Here is a 15983-nt window from a genome sequence, read left to right as displayed (position 1 = left end):
ATTATACCATAAAAGGGAAACTTTCAATAAAATAGCCACTTTCTTCCCTATTCCACTAGGCTATTGACCAAGTTTGTGATACAATAGGTAGAAACAATACTTTATAAAGGAGAAAAGACACATGCACATTTTTGATGAGCTAAAAGAGCGTGGTTTGATTTTTCAAACGACTGATGAAGAAGCTTTGCGCAAAGCCCTAGAAGAAGGTCAAGTTTCTTATTATACTGGCTACGATCCAACTGCTGACAGCCTTCACCTAGGTCACCTTGTCGCAATCTTGACAAGTCGTCGTTTGCAGTTAGCAGGTCACAAACCATATGCGCTCGTTGGCGGTGCTACAGGTCTCATCGGAGATCCGTCCTTCAAAGATGCTGAGCGTAGTCTCCAAACAAAAGACACAGTAGATGGCTGGGTCAAGTCTATCCAAGGACAACTTTCTCGTTTTCTTGACTTTGAAAATGGTGAAAATAAAGCTGTCATGGTCAACAACTACGACTGGTTTGCCAGCATCAGCTTCATTGACTTCCTACGTGATGTCGGAAAATACTTCACTGTCAACTACATGATGAGCAAGGAGTCTGTGAAGAAACGGATTGAAACAGGGATTTCTTACACAGAGTTTGCCTACCAAATCATGCAAGGTTACGACTTCTTTGTCCTTAATCAAGAGCACAATGTAACCCTTCAAATCGGTGGTTCTGACCAGTGGGGAAATATGACAGCTGGTACCGAATTGCTTCGTCGTAAGGCTGACAAGACTAGTCACGTAATCACTGTTCCACTCATCACAGACGCAACTGGTAAGAAATTTGGTAAATCTGAAGGAAACGCTGTTTGGCTCAACCCTGAAAAGACTTCCCCATACGAAATGTACCAATTCTGGATGAATGTCATGGATGCTGACGCCGTTCGCTTCTTGAAGATCTTTACTTTCTTGTCACTTGATGAGATCGAAGACATCCGCAAACAGTTTGAAGCAGCTCCACACGAACGCTTGGCTCAAAAAGTCCTCGCTCGTGAAGTCGTAACTCTTGTTCACGGAGAAGAAGCCTACAAGGAAGCCCTCAATATCACAGAGCAACTATTTGCAGGAAACATCAAAAACCTTTCTGTCAAAGAACTCAAACAGGGACTTCGTGGAGTGCCAAACTACCAAGTACAAGCAGACGAAAACCACAATATCGTGGAACTCCTTGTGTCATCTGGTGTGGTTAACTCAAAACGCCAAGCCCGTGAAGATGTCCAAAACGGAGCCATCTACGTCAACGGCGACCGTATCCAAGACCTTGACTATGTCTTAAGTGATGCAGATAAGTTAGAAAACGAACTAACTGTTATCCGCCGCGGAAAGAAAAAATACTTCGTTCTTACATACTAAAAAAGCAGACTGGAGGCATTTGCCATCCAGTCCTTTTTTTGCTAGACTAAAACTATGAATACAAACCTCAAACCCAAACTCCAACGCTTTGCTGCTGCCAGTGCCTTTGCCTGCCCCATCTGCCAAGAAGATCTGACCTTGGTCGAAACTAGTCTCAAGTGTAGCAATCGCCATTCTTTTGATTTATCAAAATTCGGCTATGTCAATCTGACTCCTCAAATTAAGCAATCTGCCAACTACGACAAGAAAAACTTCCAAAACCGCCAACAAATCCTAGAAGCTTGCTTTTATCAGGCTATCTTAGAAGGCATTTCTGACCTACTAGCGACTAAATCATCTGCAAAAATTGTCTTGGACATCGGTTGTGGCGAAGGTTTCTACTCTCGTAAACTCCAAGAAAGTCATCCTGACAAAACCTTCTATGCATTTGATATTTCAAAAGATTCCGTTCAAATCGCTGCTAAGAGTGAACCCAACTGGGCGGTCAACTGGTTTGTCGGCGACCTGGCTCGTCTTCCTATAAAAGACGCCAGCATGGATATCCTGCTTGATATCTTTTCACCTGCAAATTATGGAGAATTCCGTCGCGTTTTATCCCAAAACGGTATCTTAATCAAGGTCATCCCAACTGAAAATCACCTCAAAGAAATCCGTCAAATAGTTCAGGACCAACTGACAAAGAAGGACTATTCCAACCAAGATATCAAAGAACATTTCCAGGAACATTTCAGCATCCAATCTAGTCAGATTGCTTCCTTAACAAAACCTATCACAGCAGAGCAACGCCAAGCCCTGCTTTCCATGACACCCTTACTCTTTCACGTTGACCAAAGTAAGATTGACTGGACTCAGTTGACTGAGATTACCATTGAAGCAGAGATTCTGGTTGGGAAAGTAGGGTGAAATATTTTAAAGATAAAAAAACGCATCTTTTTAGATGCGCTTTTTATAATCTGTTGCAAAAAATCTTAGTTCAAGTGCCAGATATCTTCGTTGTACTGAGCAATTGTACGGTCAGATGAGAAGAATCCTGCTTTGGCAATGTTAACGATGACTTTATCCAACCATGCGTCACGGTCTTCGTAGTCAGCAAGCATTTGCTCTTTGACTTTGATGTAGTCTTCCAAGTCAAGGAGAGTCATGAACCAGTCTTTGTTGATCAATTCGTTGTAAAGACGTTCCAAGCGTTCTTTCTTGCCTACTGCAAGAATAGCGTCACTCACGATGAAGTCGACCAATGGTTTGATAGCTTCACGAGCGTAGAATTCGCTTGATTTGTAAGCTGCTTTTGCGTAAAGGTCGATAACAGTTTCTGAATCTTCACCAAAAATATAGATGTTTTCGTCGCCAACCAACTCAGCGATTTCCACGTTAGCTCCGTCCATAGTACCAAGAGTCAAAGCTCCGTTCAACATGAATTTCATGTTACCGGTACCTGAAGCTTCCTTAGAAGCAAGTGAGATTTGTTCTGAGATGTCACATGCTGGGATAAGGAAGCTTGCTGCAGTAACGTTGTAATTTTCAACCATTACGACTTGCAAGTGTGGAGCTACTTCTGGGTCGTTTGCAATCACTTCTGACAAGCAAAGGATCAAGTGAATGATGTCTTGGGCGATTGTGTAGGCAGGAGCTGCTTTACCCCCAAAGAAGACTGTGATTGGACGAGCAGGGATATTACCAGCCTTGATATCAAGGTATTTGTGGATGACATACAAAGCGTTCATTTGTTGGCGTTTGTACTCGTGAAGACGTTTGATTTGGATATCAAAGATAGAGTTTGTATTGATTTCCACACCTTGGTGATCTTTCAAGTGACGAGCCAATTTACGTTTGTTGTGAGCCTTGATGCTTTCCAATTTTTCTTTGACAGCAGCCTTGTCTTCGTATGACAAGAGTTTTTCAAGCTCATCTGCTTCATGGTGCCAACCTTCTCCAAGAATCTCATCCAAGTAGTGAGACAATCTTGGGTTGGCATGCATGAGCCAACGACGGAATGTGATACCGTTTGTTTTGTTGTTGAATTTTTCTGGGTAGATGTCGTAGAAAGCTTTCAACTCTGAGTTCTTCAAGATTTCAGTGTGAAGAGCCGCAACCCCATTTACGCTGTATCCGTAGTGGATATCCATGTGAGCCATGTGAACACGTCCGCTCTCATCGATGATTTGAACAGCTGGGTCTTTGTATTCTGCCTTTACACGACGGTCCAATTCTTCGATGATTGGTACCAAGTGAGGAACTACTTCTTGCAAGAATTCAAGAGGCCATTTTTCAAGGGCTTCAGCAAGGATTGTGTGGTTAGTGTAGGCAGTCATGCTACGAACGATTGAGATTGCTTCATCAAGTTCGATACCACGTGCAGTCAAAAGACGAATCAATTCAGGAATCACCATTGATGGGTGAGTATCGTTGATTTGTACAACTGCATAGTCCGCAAGGTCATGCAAGTTGCTTCCTTTTTCGATTGCTTCGTCGATGATCAATTGTGCACCGTTTGAAACCATGAAGTATTGTTGGAAGATACGGAGCAATTCACCTTGCTTGTCGCTATCGTCTGGGTAAAGGAAGAGAGTCAAGTTGCGAGCGATATCTGTCTTGTCAAAGTTGATACCATCTTCGATGATAGAAGAATCAACTGAATCCAAGTCAAACAAACGCAAGCGGTTTTTAGTAGCTGTCTTGTAACCAGGTACATCGATATCGTAAAGGGTAGATGTCAATGTGAAGTGTGCAAATGGCACTTGGTAGCTACGGCTTGAGCGAACCAACCAGTTTTGCTCTGTCAACCAAGCGTTAGGAATTGTTTCTTGTTGGTTGTTTTTAAGAACTTGTTGGAAAAGACCGAAGTGGTAGTTCAAACCAACACCGTCACCATTCAAACCAAGTGTAGCGATTGAGTCGATAAAGCAGGCTGCCAAACGTCCCAAACCACCGTTACCAAGTGATGGTTCCAATTCTACTTCTTCGATTTCGATCAACTCTTTACCTGCAGCAGCAAGTTCTTTTTTCACATCGTCATAAAGTCCGAGGTTAATCAAGTTGTTTGACAAGAGTTTACCGATTAAGAACTCAGCTGAGATGTAGTAAACTTTTTTCTTACCAGTGTTGACTGGTTTTTGACTGCTAGCAAGCTTGCTGTAGTTGAGAAGAGCAAGGTAAAGCTCTTCATTGCTACATTCTGCAATGGTTTTATTGTAACGATTTTGCACAAATTCTTGTAGTGATAACATGTTTAAGGTGTCTCCTGATATTGTATTATTTCTTTAATTCTACCAAATTTTCATTGATTCGGCGATAAATTGTAGTCAAGTCAAGCAAAGTTTCTTCAACAGCTGGTGTCAATTGGTCTGCTGTCATACGCCATGACCAGTTTCCGCCAAGAGTAGATGGGAAGTTCATACGAGCTGACTCATCTAGCTCTAGCAAATCTTGCATGGTTGCAATAGCCATGAAGCTAACTGATGAAAATACTGTGCGAAGCATTGCGTGTGGCACTGTTTCGTACTCTTTACGGTTTGTGTAACGAGCCATGTATTCACGAGTTGGATCGTCGATCTCATTACGGTACCAACCAAGGACTGTATTGTTATCGTGAGTTCCTGTGTACATAACAGAGTTGGCAGGTGCCAAGTGTGGACTATCGATACTTTCATCTTCTGGGTTGAAGGCAAATTGAAGAATCTTCATTCCTGGGAAGCCAGTACGTTCACGTAACTCGATGACTTCATCTGTCATGAAACCAAGGTCTTCTGCGATGATGTTTAGCTCACCAAGCTCTTCCTTAACGGCTGCGAAGAGTTTGTAGCCTGGACCTTTCACCCATTTACCAGGTGCTGCTGTATCGGAACCAGCAGGAATTTCCCAGTAAGATTCGAAACCGCGGAAGTGGTCGATACGAACGATATCGTAGATTTTGAAGCTTTCACGCAAGCGTTCAACCCACCATTTGTACCCGTCTTTGTCCATTGCTTCCCAGTCATAGATTGGGTTCCCCCAAAGCTGACCAGTGGCAGAAAACTCATCTGGTGGGCATCCTGCGATGCAGGTTGCTTTACCATTGGCATCTGTCTTGAAGAGATGTGGATTTGCCCACATATCGCTTGAATCTTCCGCAACATAGATTGGCATATCTCCAACAATTTCGATGTGGTTGTCGTTAGCGTAGGCTTTCAATTTCAACCATTGTTGGAAGAAGAGGTATTGAGTCACACGGTGGTAAACCAACTTGTCTGCCAATTTCTCACGGTAGCTTTCAAGTGCTGAAGCTTTACGCGCACGAGCGTCTGCATCTGGCCATTCTGTCCAAGCAAGATTGTCATAATGCTCTTTGATAGCCATATATTCTGCGAAGAGTTCGAGCCATGATTGGTTGTCTTGAGCAAACTTCTCAAAATCTTTGACATCACCCACTTCCAAGAAGCGTTTTACTGCTTTTTCTAAAAGTGGACGACGTGCGTAATAAATCTTCGCATAGTCAACTTCAAATGCACCGCTACCAAAGTCAACACCTTTAAGATCACTGGCTTCGAGCAAGCCTTGCTCTACCAAGATATCAAGGTCGATAAAATGCGTATTCCCAGCAAAGGCTGAGAATGATTGGTATGGAGAATCACCGTAACTAGTTGTTCCTAATGGAAGGATTTGCCAGTAACGTTGTTTGGTACGAACTAAGAAATCAACAAAGTCGTACGCACTTTTACCAAACGATCCAATCCCGTATGCTCCTGGCAGAGAAGAGATGTGCATCAACACACCACTTTGACGTTTTTTCATAATAGCACCTCATGTGTTTGTTATAAAACGTTGCGCAATTAAGGCGCAAACGTTTGCGTTGATTTAAGTATAACGCATTTCAAAAACAAATGCAAGCGGTTTTAAAAAATTTTTTTGAATTATTTTAATCAAACAAAACTTGTCGCCACTGATATTTTATGAAATAAGCGAAAAAATTTTAAAGATTTTATGATTTAAGATAACTCATTCCCAATATCTGCTCTATTTTCTGAAAACCGAGCCGAATTTACGCAATCGTTTTCCTAATATATTTTTAATTCAAAAAAAACATTTATTTTAAGATTTTTCCTATATATAGGCTTTAACAAATGTTTGAAACCTTAAAATTTTTTTAAAAAAATTTTGAAAAAAGCTTGCAACCGTTTTCTATTTGTGCTATAATAGGCTCATAAAAGAAAACGTTTGCGTTTTCTAAATAAATTATACTGTTATTCTTTAGGAGGAATACACTATGTCATCTAAATTCATGAAGAGCGCTGCTGTGCTCGGAACTGCTACTCTCGCTAGCTTGCTCTTGGTAGCTTGCGGAAGCAAAACTGCTGATAAAGCTACTGATGCTAGCTCATCTGAAGCAATGGAAGCAAAAGAACTCACTGTATATGTAGACGAGGGATACAAGAGCTATATTGAAGAGGTTGCTAAAGCTTATGAAAAAGATTCTGGAGTAAAAGTTACTGTTAAAACTGGTGATGCCCTAGGAGGTCTTGATAAACTTTCCCTTGACAACCAATCTGGTAATGTCCCTGATGTTATGATGGCACCATACGATCGTGTAGGTAGCTTGGGTTCTGACGGACAACTTTCAGAAGTGAAATTGAGCGATGGTGCTAAAACAGACGACACAACTAAATCTCTTGTAACGTCTGCTAATGGTAAAGTTTACGGTGCTCCTGCCGTTATCGAGTCACTCGTTATGTACTACAACAAAGACTTGATAAAAGAAGCTCCAAAAACTTTTGCTGACTTAGAAAACCTTGCTAAAGATAGCAAATATGCCTTTGCTGGTGAAGATGGGAAAACTACTGCCTTCCTAGCTGACTGGACAAACTTCTACTACGCTTACGGACTTCTTGCTGGTAATGGTGGTTATGTATTTGGTCAAAACGGTAAAGATCCTAAAGATATCGGACTTGCAAACGAAGGTTCAATTACAGCTATCAACTATGCTAAATCTTGGTATGAAAAATGGCCTAAAGGTATGCAAGATACTGAAGGTGCTCCAAACTTAATCCAAACTCATTTCCAAGAAGGTAAAACAGCTGCTATCATCGACGGACCTTGGAAAGCTCAAGCCTTTAAAGATGCTAAAGTAAACTACGGAGTTGCGACTATCCCAACTCTTCCAAATGGAAAAGAATATACTGCCTTCGGTGGTGGTAAAGCTTGGGTCATTCCTCAAGCCGTTAAGAACCTTGAAGCTTCTCAAAAATTTGTAGACTTCCTTGTTTCAACTGAACAACAAAAAGTATTATATGATAAGACTAACGAAATCCCAGCTAATACTGAGGCTCGTTCATACGCTGAAGGTAAAAACGATGAGTTGACAACAGCTGTTATCAAACAGTTCAAGAACACTCAACCACTACCAAACATCTCTCAAATGTCTGCAGTTTGGGATCCAGCGAAAAATATGCTCTTTGAAGCTGTAAGTGGTCAAAAAGATGCTAAAACAGCTGCTAACGATGCTGTAACATTGATCAAAGAAACAATCAAACAAAAATTTGGTGAATAAAAAATTTGTTCAAGGGGGGTGGAATTCAAATCCCCCTTTGAATTTATAGATACGCCTATTATCATACGCACGTATCTTACGATCGAATCCGAGTTTTATCTCGCATCCTATGAAAGGAGTAATCATGGAAAAACAACAGCCTCGCAAAGCAGCCTTGCTGTCAATCATTCCTGGTTTAGGACAAATCTATAACAAACAAAAAGCTAAAGGATTTATTTTTCTTGGTGTTACTGTTCTATTTGTTCTGTATTTTCTAACACTTGCAAGCCCTGAATTGAGCAATTTGATCACTCTTGGTGACAAACCAGGTCGTGATAATTCCCTATTTATGCTGATTCGTGGTGCTTTCCATTTAATCTTTGTAGTCGTTTACTTGCTCTTTTACATCTTTAACATCAAGGATGCACATACGACTGCTAAACGTATCAATAACGGTATTCCTGTAGCTCGTACCTTTAAGGATATGATTAAAGGTATTTATGAGAATGGATTCCCATACCTTTTGATCATCCCATCGTATGTAGCGATGACATTTGCGATTATCTTTCCAGTTATCGTAACCTTGATGATTGCCTTTACCAACTATGACTTCCAACACTTGCCACCAAACAAATTGTTGGACTGGGTTGGTTTGACTAACTTTACAAATATCTGGAGCTTAAGTACCTTCCGTTCAGCCTTCGGTGCCGTTCTTTCTTGGACCATCATCTGGGCCTTGTCTGCTTCTACTTTGCAGATTGTGATTGGTATCTTCACAGCGATCATTGCTAACCAACCATTTATCAAAGGAAAACGTATCTTTGGTGTTATTTTCCTTCTTCCTTGGGCTGTCCCAGCCTTCATCACTATTTTGACATTCTCAAATATGTTTAACGATAGTGTTGGTGCTATCAACACTCAAGTATTGCCAATCTTGGCTAAGGTCCTTCCTTTCCTTGACGGAGCACTTATCCCTTGGAAAACAGACCCAACTTGGACTAAGATTGCTTTGATTATGATGCAAGGTTGGCTAGGATTCCCATACATCTACGTTTTGACTTTGGGTATCTTGCAGTCGATTCCTAACGACCTCTACGAAGCGGCTTATATCGATGGTGCTAATGCTTGGCAAAAATTCCGCAACATCACTTTCCCAATGATCTTGGCTGTTGCAGCACCAACATTGATTAGCCAATACACCTTCAACTTTAACAACTTCTCTATCATGTACCTCTTCAATGGTGGAGGTCCTGGTACTGTCGGAGGTGGAGCTGGTTCAACTGATATCTTGATCTCATGGATTTACCGTTTGACAACAGGTACATCTCCTCAATACTCAATGGCGGCAGCTGTTACCTTGATTATCTCAATCATTGTCATCTCTATCTCTATGATCGCATTCAAGAAACTACACGCATTTGATATGGAGGACGTCTAAGATGAATAACTCAATCAAACTCAAACGTAGACTGACTCGAACCCTCACTTACCTCTACTTGATTGGCCTATCAATTGTCATTATCTATCCACTTTTGATTACCATCATGTCAGCCTTCAAGGCAGGTAACGTGGCAGCCTTTAAACTAGATGGTAACGTCGATTTTAGTTTTGATAACTTTAAAGGACTCTTTACTGAAACCTTATACGGTACTTGGTACCTTAATACTTTGATCATCGCCTTGATTACAATGGCTGTACAAACAAGCATCATCGTACTTGCTGGTTATGCCTACAGCCGATACAACTTCTTGGCTCGTAAACAAAGTTTGGTCTTCTTCTTGATTATCCAAATGGTGCCAACCATGGCTGCTTTGACCGCCTTCTTCGTTATGGCGCTTATATTGAACGCCCTTAACCATAGCTGGTTCCTCATCTTCCTCTACGTCGGTGGAGGTATTCCGATGAATGCTTGGCTCATGAAAGGTTACTTCGATACCGTGCCAATGTCTCTTGATGAATCAGCAAAACTAGATGGTGCAGGACACTTCCGTCGCTTCTGGCAAATCGTCCTCCCTCTTGTTCGCCCAATGGTAGCTGTACAAGCCCTCTGGGCCTTCATGGGACCTTTCGGAGACTATATCCTCTCTAGTTTCTTGCTTCGTGAGAAAGAATACTTTACTGTTGCCGTTGGTCTCCAAACCTTCGTTAGCAATGTGAAAAACATGAAGATCGCCTACTTCTCAGCAGGTGCTATCCTCATCGCCCTTCCAATCTGTATTCTCTTCTTCTTCCTACAAAAGAACTTTGTTTCAGGACTTACAAGTGGTGGCGACAAGGGATAATTTATCCCCGCCACCCTTTTTCATTTTATACTCTTCGAAAATCTCTTCAAATCACGTCAGCTTTATCTCCCACCTCAAAGCTGAGCTTTGAGCAACCTGAGGCTAGCTTCCTAGTTTGCTCTTTGATTTTCATTGAGTATTAGCGATTGTTACTGTAAATAATATTCTTGCAACAAGCAATTTATCTCCTAGACTTGAAATAAAGCACATTTCTCTATATAATAATACTCATATAGAAAACACTTTTAGAAAGATGCCTATGCTTCCATATCCATTCTCGTATTTCTCTAGTATCTGGGGATTTCGTAAGCCCCTGTCAAAACGTTTCGGACTCAACTGGTTTCAACTCCTCTTTACTAGCATTTTCCTCATCAGCTTGTCTATGGTTCCAATTGCCATTCAAAACAGCTCTCAGGAGACGTATCCACTGGATACCTTTATCGATAATGTCTACACTCCACTGACAGATGAAGCAATCATGGACTTGTCAGAGAATGCACAAATCGTTGATGGAAAGCTGAACTACTCAGGTACGAAGAATCAGCAGCCTTCTCTTTTGATTGGTCCAAGCCAAAACAAAGATTTGCCAAAGGACCTACAACTTCATTTTGATACGGAAGAACTCGTCATCAGTAAGGAAAGCAAGGAACTGACTCGCATTCGCTACCACGCCATTCAAACGGAGAGTTTCCAGAGTAAGGAAGATCTTACCCAGGCCATTTCTAAAGACTGGTACCAACAGAACCGTGTCTATATCAGTCTCTTTCTCGTCCTTGGTGCTAGCTTCCTTTTCGGATTGAATTTCTTCATTGTCTCTCTTGGAGCTAGTCTTCTCCTTTATATCACCAAAAAATCACGCCTCTTTTCATTTAGGAGCTTTAAAGAGTGCTACCATTTTATCTTGAACTGTTTAGGATTACCTACTTTGATTACACTTATTCTGGGACTTTTTGGCCAAAATATGACAACCCTTATCACTGTACAAAACATTCTTTTTGTTCTTTATCTGGTCACCATCTTTTATAAAACACATTACCGCGATCCAGATTATCATAAATAGGAGATTTTTATGCCCGTGACGATTAAAGATGTGGCTAAAGCAGCAGGTGTCTCACCTTCAACTGTTACCCGCGTTATTCAAAATAAATCAACAATTAGTGATGAAACCAAAAAACGAGTTCGCAAGGCTATGAAGGAACTCAACTACCATCCCAATCTCAATGCTCGTAGCTTGGTAAGTAGCTATACTCAAGTTATTGGTTTGGTATTGCCTGACGACTCGGATGCCTTCTACCAAAATCCTTTCTTCCCATCTGTCCTTCGTGGTATCGCCCAAGTCGCGTCTGAAAACCACTACGCTATTCAGATTGCAACGGGGAAAGATGAGAAAGAACGTCTCAACGCGATTTCTCAGATGGTTTATGGCAAGCGTGTTGACGGTTTGATTTTTCTCTACGCTGAAGAAGAAGATCCTCTGGTCAAGCTAGTAGCCGATGAGCAGTTCCCTTTCCTCATTCTCGGAAAATCTACTTCACCCTTTATCCCTCTTGTTGATAATGACAATGTCCAAGCTGGCTTTGATGCGACAGAGTATTTCATCAAAAAAGGATGCAAACGAATTGCCTTCATCGGGGGTACAAAGCGACTCTTCGTAACGCAAGATCGTCTAACTGGCTATGAGTCCGCACTCAAACAACACCAACTTCCGATTGATACCAACTTAACCTACTTTGCGACCGAATTTCTAGAAGAAAAAGGATATCAGTTCAGTGAACTCCTGTTCAATCACGATCCGCAGATTGATGCCATCATCACAACCGACAGCCTTCTAGCTGAAGGGGTTTGTGACTACATCAGTAAACACCAATTAAATGTTCCCGTCTTGAGTTTTGACTCTGTCAATCCTCGACTTGACCTCGTGGCTTATGTCGATATCAATAGCCTGGAACTTGGGCGCGTTTCCTTTGAAACCATTCTCCAGATCATCAACGATGCTAAAAACAATAAACAGATTTGTTACCGTCAGTTGATTGCCCACAAAATTATCGAAAAATAAAGACCAGCTCCAAGGCTGGTCTTTTGAGTATTATTAATTGTCTGTTTCTACGAATCGTCCTAGGATGTGGACATTTTCGGATACAGAGACAAAGGCTGTCGGATCAACCTGTTTCATAATGTGTTTAAAATCATTAAACTCTGCCCGTGTGATAACTGTAATCAAGACTGCTTTTCTCTCATGATTATAAGTTCCTTCTGCATCGTGGATCATGGTTGCTCCGCGGTGCAATTTTTTATGGATTTTTTCGATTACCTTGTCAGGATTATTGGTCACAATCATGGCCTGCATGCGTTTTTGCTTTGTAAAGACCGCGTCTGTCACACGACTGGAGACAAAGATGGTAATCATGGAGTAAAGGGCGTATTTCCAACCAAAGGTCAAACCTGCTGTCAGCATGATGGTTCCATTTACCAAGAAAGAAATACTGCCGACATTCTTACCCGTTTTCTTTCGAATGGTCAGACTGACGATATCTGTACCTCCGCTAGAAATATTGTTACGGAGCGCAAAACCAATCCCCAAACCCATGACAACGCCCCCAAAAAGGGCATTGATAATGGGATCCTCTGTCAAGGTCACAACTGGCACAAGCTGGATAAAGAGGGAACTCATGGATACTGTGATAAAGGTAAAGATTGTAAACTTATGCCCAATCTGATACCAAGCCAAAATCATCAACGGAAAATTGATAGCATAAAAGGTTAACGATATCGGAATGTAAAAACCAAACCAGTGATTACTCAAGGCAGAGATAATCTGTGCCAGACCCGTTGCACCACTGGAGTAAACGTGCCCTGGTTGAAAAAAGAAATTGACTGCTACTGCTGACAAAAAGCCATAAACCAGAGAAGCCGATACTTTCTCATCATATTTTTCCCGAGAGATACTTTGTAAAACTCGTAAGATTTTTATCTGATAAGCAAAGCGACGCAGATAATAGCGCCACCGCTTAATTTGTTTTGCTTGTTTCATCTTCTTCTACTTGTAAGCTGAGTTCCTCTAGTTGTTTGAGAGCGACTGTTGATGGAGCTTGTGTCATTGGGTCAGTTGCCTTGTTGTTCTTAGGAAAGGCAATGACTTCACGGATATTTTCTTCTCCTGCAAGCAACATGACAAAACGGTCAAGACCGATCGCCAAACCACCGTGTGGTGGGAAACCATAGTCCATGGCTTCAAGAAGGAAACCAAACTGGTCATTTGCTTCTTCAGCTGAGAAACCAAGAGCCTGGAACATCCGTTCTTGAAGGTCTTTTTGGTTGATACGAAGGCTACCACCACCAAGCTCATAGCCGTTCAAGACGATATCATAAGCAATGGCACGAACTTTAGCCAAATCACCTTCTAATTCGTAAGCTGTTTCTTCCTGTGGAAGGGTAAACGGATGGTGGGCACTCATGTAACGACCTTCTTCTTCAGACCATTCAAACATTGGCCAGTCAACTACCCAGAGGAAGTTAAATTTGTCGTTATCAATCAAGCCAAGCTCTTTAGCAATACGACCACGAAGGGCACCAAGGGTTGCATTAGCCACTTCAAGCGTATCCGCCACAAAGAGAACCAAATCCTTATCTTCAAGACCAAGTGCTGCAGTCAATTCTGCTTGGATACCAGTCAAGAACTTGGCAACTGGTCCGTTTAATTCTCCATCAACCACCTTGACCCAAGCAAGACCTTTGGCACCATATTGTTTGGCTACTTCAGTCATCTTGTCAATGTCTTTACGTGAGTAGTTATCTGCTGCTCCTTTGACCACAATGGCTTTAACGGTAGGTGCTTCTGAAAAGACTTTGAAATCAACACCTCTAACCACTTCTGTCAAGTCCTGAAGCAACATGTCAAAACGAGTATCTGGTTTGTCAGAACCGTAAAGAGCCATCGCATCATCGTATTTCATACGAGGAAATGGAAGCGTTACTTCGATGCCTTTGGTTTCTTTCATCACGCGCGCAATCAAGCCTTCTGTGATATCTTGGATTTCTTGCTCACTAAGGAAAGACGTTTCTAAGTCGACCTGAGTAAACTCAGGCTGACGGTCACCACGCAAGTCCTCGTCACGGAAACATTTGACGATTTGGTAGTAACGGTCAAAACCAGCATTCATCAACAATTGCTTAGTGATTTGTGGGCTTTGAGGAAGAGCGTAGAAATGCCCTTTGTTGACACGAGATGGAACCAAATAGTCACGCGCCCCTTCTGGTGTTGACTTAGAAAGGAATGGCGTCTCCACATCAATAAACTCCAACTCATCCAAGTAGTTACGGATGGAATGAGTCACCTTGGCACGAAGTTTGAGATTTTCCAACATTTCTGGACGACGAAGGTCAAGGTAACGATAACGCAAACGTGTATCGTCATTTGCCTCAATGCCATCCTTAATCTCAAAAGGTGTTGTTTTGGCTGTATTCAGCACTGCCAGAGCTGTCACGTTCAATTCAACCGCACCAGTCGGCAATTTATCATTGGCCTGCTCACGTGCTGCAACCTGTCCAGTCACCTCAATGACAAACTCACTACGAAGGCTTTCAGCTGTTGCCATGACTTCAGCGGAAACTTTTTCTGGATTGATAACCAACTGCATGATTCCTTCACGGTCACGAAGGTCGATAAAGATCAAACCACCTAGGTCACGACGACGGCCAACCCATCCTTTCAAGGTCATTTCTTGTCCGATGTGTTCCTCACGAACACGACCAGCATACATACTACGTTTCATGTTTTCTCTCCTCTTTTATTCTGTTACTATTTTACCATAAAAGCGCAGGCTCTTCATGAAAATCAGCAGAAAAGTTTTATTGTCTGTAAAAATCAAAACGAAGAGCTAAAAAATCGTGACAACATCAAAAAATCCGATGAAGAAACCATCGGATTTTCTTATTTTGATTCTTGACCTTCTTTACGTTTTTCTGCGATTTCAGCCGCTTTTTTAGGCAAAACAATCGCTGTTGCATAGGCCGTCGCAAAGCGCATAATTCCTGCAATAGGTGCAAAAATCACTGCTAAATTGTTGTAAAAGAAATCGCCTTTAAAGGCATAGGCAAGTGCCCCGATAATAAAGAAGAGAACGACCGCCTGTATCACTGCTAATAAAATTACTCGTTTCATGTGACCTCCTGACTCTATTATAGCATGAGTATCATCAAAAAGCCGATTAAATTATTCAAAGCGTGTAAAGAAATGCTGTAAAGAAGGCCTTTTCGGCTCACATAAGCCAGTCCTAAACTCAATCCCAGACTAGCATAAACTAAAAACTGTTGCAAAGTCCCTGGAAAATGAATCAAGGCAAAAAGGACACTCGATATAAGGAGAAACAGAGCTGTCTGTTTGCTATTGTCCTGCTTAGGAAAGAGATAGCGCGCTAACATCCCTCTAAAAATCAGTTCTTCCGTCAGAGGAGCAAAGACTACCACCATAAAGAAACCAAATACAGGCTGAGCCACTGTCAGTTGAGATACGATTTGTTGATTGACCGACGGATCATCTGGCAAAAAGAACTGGGCTGTAATCGCCACTAGCAAAACCAGAGTTGGCAACCAAATATAACGATTAAAAACCGTCGTCTGGATGCTAACCTTTTCTGTCTGATACCATCTGTAAACTCCATAAACATAGGCCCCTGACAGGGCGATATAAAGTGGTAAAACTCCAAAGATTGAAGCCCCTAGGTCAAGAGATGACAGCGCCATACTCTGAACCAGACCATAGCCAAAGAAAAAGGATAGAATAGCTAGAAGAAACCAGCCAAGATTTTTAAGTAAGTTCATA

13 protein-coding genes are annotated in these 15983 nt (G+C 41.7%); 7 read left to right on the top strand and 6 right to left on the bottom strand.

Annotated features, from left to right (window positions below):
- Positions 1-121 precede the first annotated feature (121 nt).
- Positions 122-1378 carry a tyrosine--tRNA ligase gene (gene tyrS / locus ACLV7H_RS00815; protein ID WP_411866106.1) on the top strand — a complete coding sequence of 419 codons (1257 nt, stop codon included), beginning with the start codon at positions 122-124 and terminating at the stop codon, positions 1376-1378.
- A 54-nt stretch (positions 1379-1432) separates the two neighbouring features.
- Entirely contained in the window at positions 1433-2281 is an 849-nt protein-coding gene (locus ACLV7H_RS00810; RefSeq protein ID WP_411866105.1) for a putative RNA methyltransferase, read from the top strand.
- Positions 2282-2346: 65 nt separating this feature from the next.
- Here ACLV7H_RS00810 and glgP read toward each other — a convergent pair whose 3' ends face one another.
- The gene (glgP, locus tag ACLV7H_RS00805) at positions 2347-4605 is read right to left on the bottom strand and encodes a glycogen/starch/alpha-glucan family phosphorylase (RefSeq protein WP_411866104.1); all 2259 of its coding nucleotides are present in this window, start codon (positions 4603-4605) and stop codon (positions 2347-2349) included.
- 25 nt (positions 4606-4630) lie between these two features.
- Complete coding sequence (gene malQ / locus ACLV7H_RS00800) at positions 4631-6148, bottom strand: 4-alpha-glucanotransferase (RefSeq protein WP_411866103.1); 1518 nt, start codon at positions 6146-6148, stop codon at positions 4631-4633.
- Positions 6149-6620: 472 nt separating this feature from the next.
- On the opposite strand from malQ, the gene ACLV7H_RS00795 reads away from it, so the two are divergent.
- The 5 genes from ACLV7H_RS00795 to ACLV7H_RS00775 all read left to right on the top strand — a co-directional run bounded on the left by ACLV7H_RS00795 (position 6621) and on the right by ACLV7H_RS00775 (position 12218).
- Positions 6621-7901 carry an extracellular solute-binding protein gene (locus ACLV7H_RS00795; protein ID WP_045593724.1) on the top strand — a complete coding sequence of 427 codons (1281 nt, stop codon included), beginning with the start codon at positions 6621-6623 and terminating at the stop codon, positions 7899-7901.
- Positions 7902-8025: 124 nt separating this feature from the next.
- The gene (locus ACLV7H_RS00790) at positions 8026-9318 is read left to right on the top strand and encodes an ABC transporter permease subunit (RefSeq protein ID WP_411866102.1); all 1293 of its coding nucleotides are present in this window, start codon (positions 8026-8028) and stop codon (positions 9316-9318) included.
- Position 9319: 1 nt separating this feature from the next.
- On the top strand, positions 9320-10162 hold the full coding sequence (locus ACLV7H_RS00785) for a sugar ABC transporter permease (protein WP_411866101.1): 843 nt from the start codon (positions 9320-9322) through the stop codon (positions 10160-10162).
- A gap of 259 nt (positions 10163-10421) precedes the next feature.
- A complete protein-coding gene (locus tag ACLV7H_RS00780; RefSeq protein WP_411866100.1) occupies positions 10422-11222 on the top strand; it encodes a DUF1189 domain-containing protein in 801 nt (266 codons plus the stop codon).
- 9 nt (positions 11223-11231) lie between these two features.
- Positions 11232-12218, top strand: coding sequence for a LacI family DNA-binding transcriptional regulator (locus tag ACLV7H_RS00775; RefSeq protein ID WP_045593716.1), 987 nt, complete (start codon positions 11232-11234; stop codon positions 12216-12218).
- Positions 12219-12251: 33 nt separating this feature from the next.
- Here ACLV7H_RS00775 and ACLV7H_RS00770 read toward each other — a convergent pair whose 3' ends face one another.
- The 4 genes from ACLV7H_RS00770 to ACLV7H_RS00755 all read right to left on the bottom strand — a co-directional run bounded on the left by ACLV7H_RS00770 (position 12252) and on the right by ACLV7H_RS00755 (position 15982).
- Positions 12252-13193, bottom strand: coding sequence for a YitT family protein (locus ACLV7H_RS00770; RefSeq protein WP_411866099.1), 942 nt, complete (start codon positions 13191-13193; stop codon positions 12252-12254).
- The gene (aspS, locus tag ACLV7H_RS00765; protein WP_045594087.1) at positions 13171-14934 is read right to left on the bottom strand and encodes an aspartate--tRNA ligase; all 1764 of its coding nucleotides are present in this window, start codon (positions 14932-14934) and stop codon (positions 13171-13173) included. The genes ACLV7H_RS00770 and aspS overlap by 23 nt, the downstream gene beginning before the upstream one ends.
- 158 nt (positions 14935-15092) lie before the next feature.
- Entirely contained in the window at positions 15093-15323 is a 231-nt protein-coding gene (locus ACLV7H_RS00760) for a hypothetical protein (RefSeq protein ID WP_045594084.1), read from the bottom strand.
- A 17-nt stretch (positions 15324-15340) separates the two neighbouring features.
- A complete protein-coding gene (locus tag ACLV7H_RS00755; protein WP_411866098.1) occupies positions 15341-15982 on the bottom strand; it encodes a lysostaphin resistance A-like protein in 642 nt (213 codons plus the stop codon).
- Position 15983 lies beyond the last annotated feature (1 nt).

This window comes from Streptococcus oralis, assembly GCF_965111685.1.
GTDB classification, from domain to species: Bacteria; Bacillota; Bacilli; order Lactobacillales; family Streptococcaceae; genus Streptococcus; species Streptococcus oralis_B.
The sequence above is the reverse complement of the archived record's forward strand: the minus strand, read 5'-3'. Positions and strand labels throughout refer to the sequence as shown.

Bases quoted from the DNA above. Each gene is read 5' to 3' on its own strand.
- tyrS (WP_411866106.1), top strand. From the start codon at position 122: ATGCACATTTTTGATGAGCTAAAAGAGCGTGGTTTGATTTTTCAAACG.
- ACLV7H_RS00810 (WP_411866105.1), top strand. From the start codon at position 1,433: ATGAATACAAACCTCAAACCCAAACTCCAACGCTTTGCTGCTGCCAGT.
- glgP (WP_411866104.1), bottom strand. From the start codon at position 4,605: ATGTTATCACTACAAGAATTTGTGCAAAATCGTTACAATAAAACCATT.
- malQ (WP_411866103.1), bottom strand. From the start codon at position 6,148: ATGAAAAAACGTCAAAGTGGTGTGTTGATGCACATCTCTTCTCTGCCA.
- ACLV7H_RS00795 (WP_045593724.1), top strand. From the start codon at position 6,621: ATGTCATCTAAATTCATGAAGAGCGCTGCTGTGCTCGGAACTGCTACT.
- ACLV7H_RS00790 (WP_411866102.1), top strand. From the start codon at position 8,026: ATGGAAAAACAACAGCCTCGCAAAGCAGCCTTGCTGTCAATCATTCCT.
- ACLV7H_RS00785 (WP_411866101.1), top strand. From the start codon at position 9,320: ATGAATAACTCAATCAAACTCAAACGTAGACTGACTCGAACCCTCACT.
- ACLV7H_RS00780 (WP_411866100.1), top strand. From the start codon at position 10,422: ATGCTTCCATATCCATTCTCGTATTTCTCTAGTATCTGGGGATTTCGT.
- ACLV7H_RS00775 (WP_045593716.1), top strand. From the start codon at position 11,232: ATGCCCGTGACGATTAAAGATGTGGCTAAAGCAGCAGGTGTCTCACCT.
- ACLV7H_RS00770 (WP_411866099.1), bottom strand. From the start codon at position 13,193: ATGAAACAAGCAAAACAAATTAAGCGGTGGCGCTATTATCTGCGTCGC.
- aspS (WP_045594087.1), bottom strand. From the start codon at position 14,934: ATGAAACGTAGTATGTATGCTGGTCGTGTTCGTGAGGAACACATCGGA.
- ACLV7H_RS00760 (WP_045594084.1), bottom strand. From the start codon at position 15,323: ATGAAACGAGTAATTTTATTAGCAGTGATACAGGCGGTCGTTCTCTTC.
- ACLV7H_RS00755 (WP_411866098.1), bottom strand. From the start codon at position 15,982: ATGAACTTACTTAAAAATCTTGGCTGGTTTCTTCTAGCTATTCTATCC.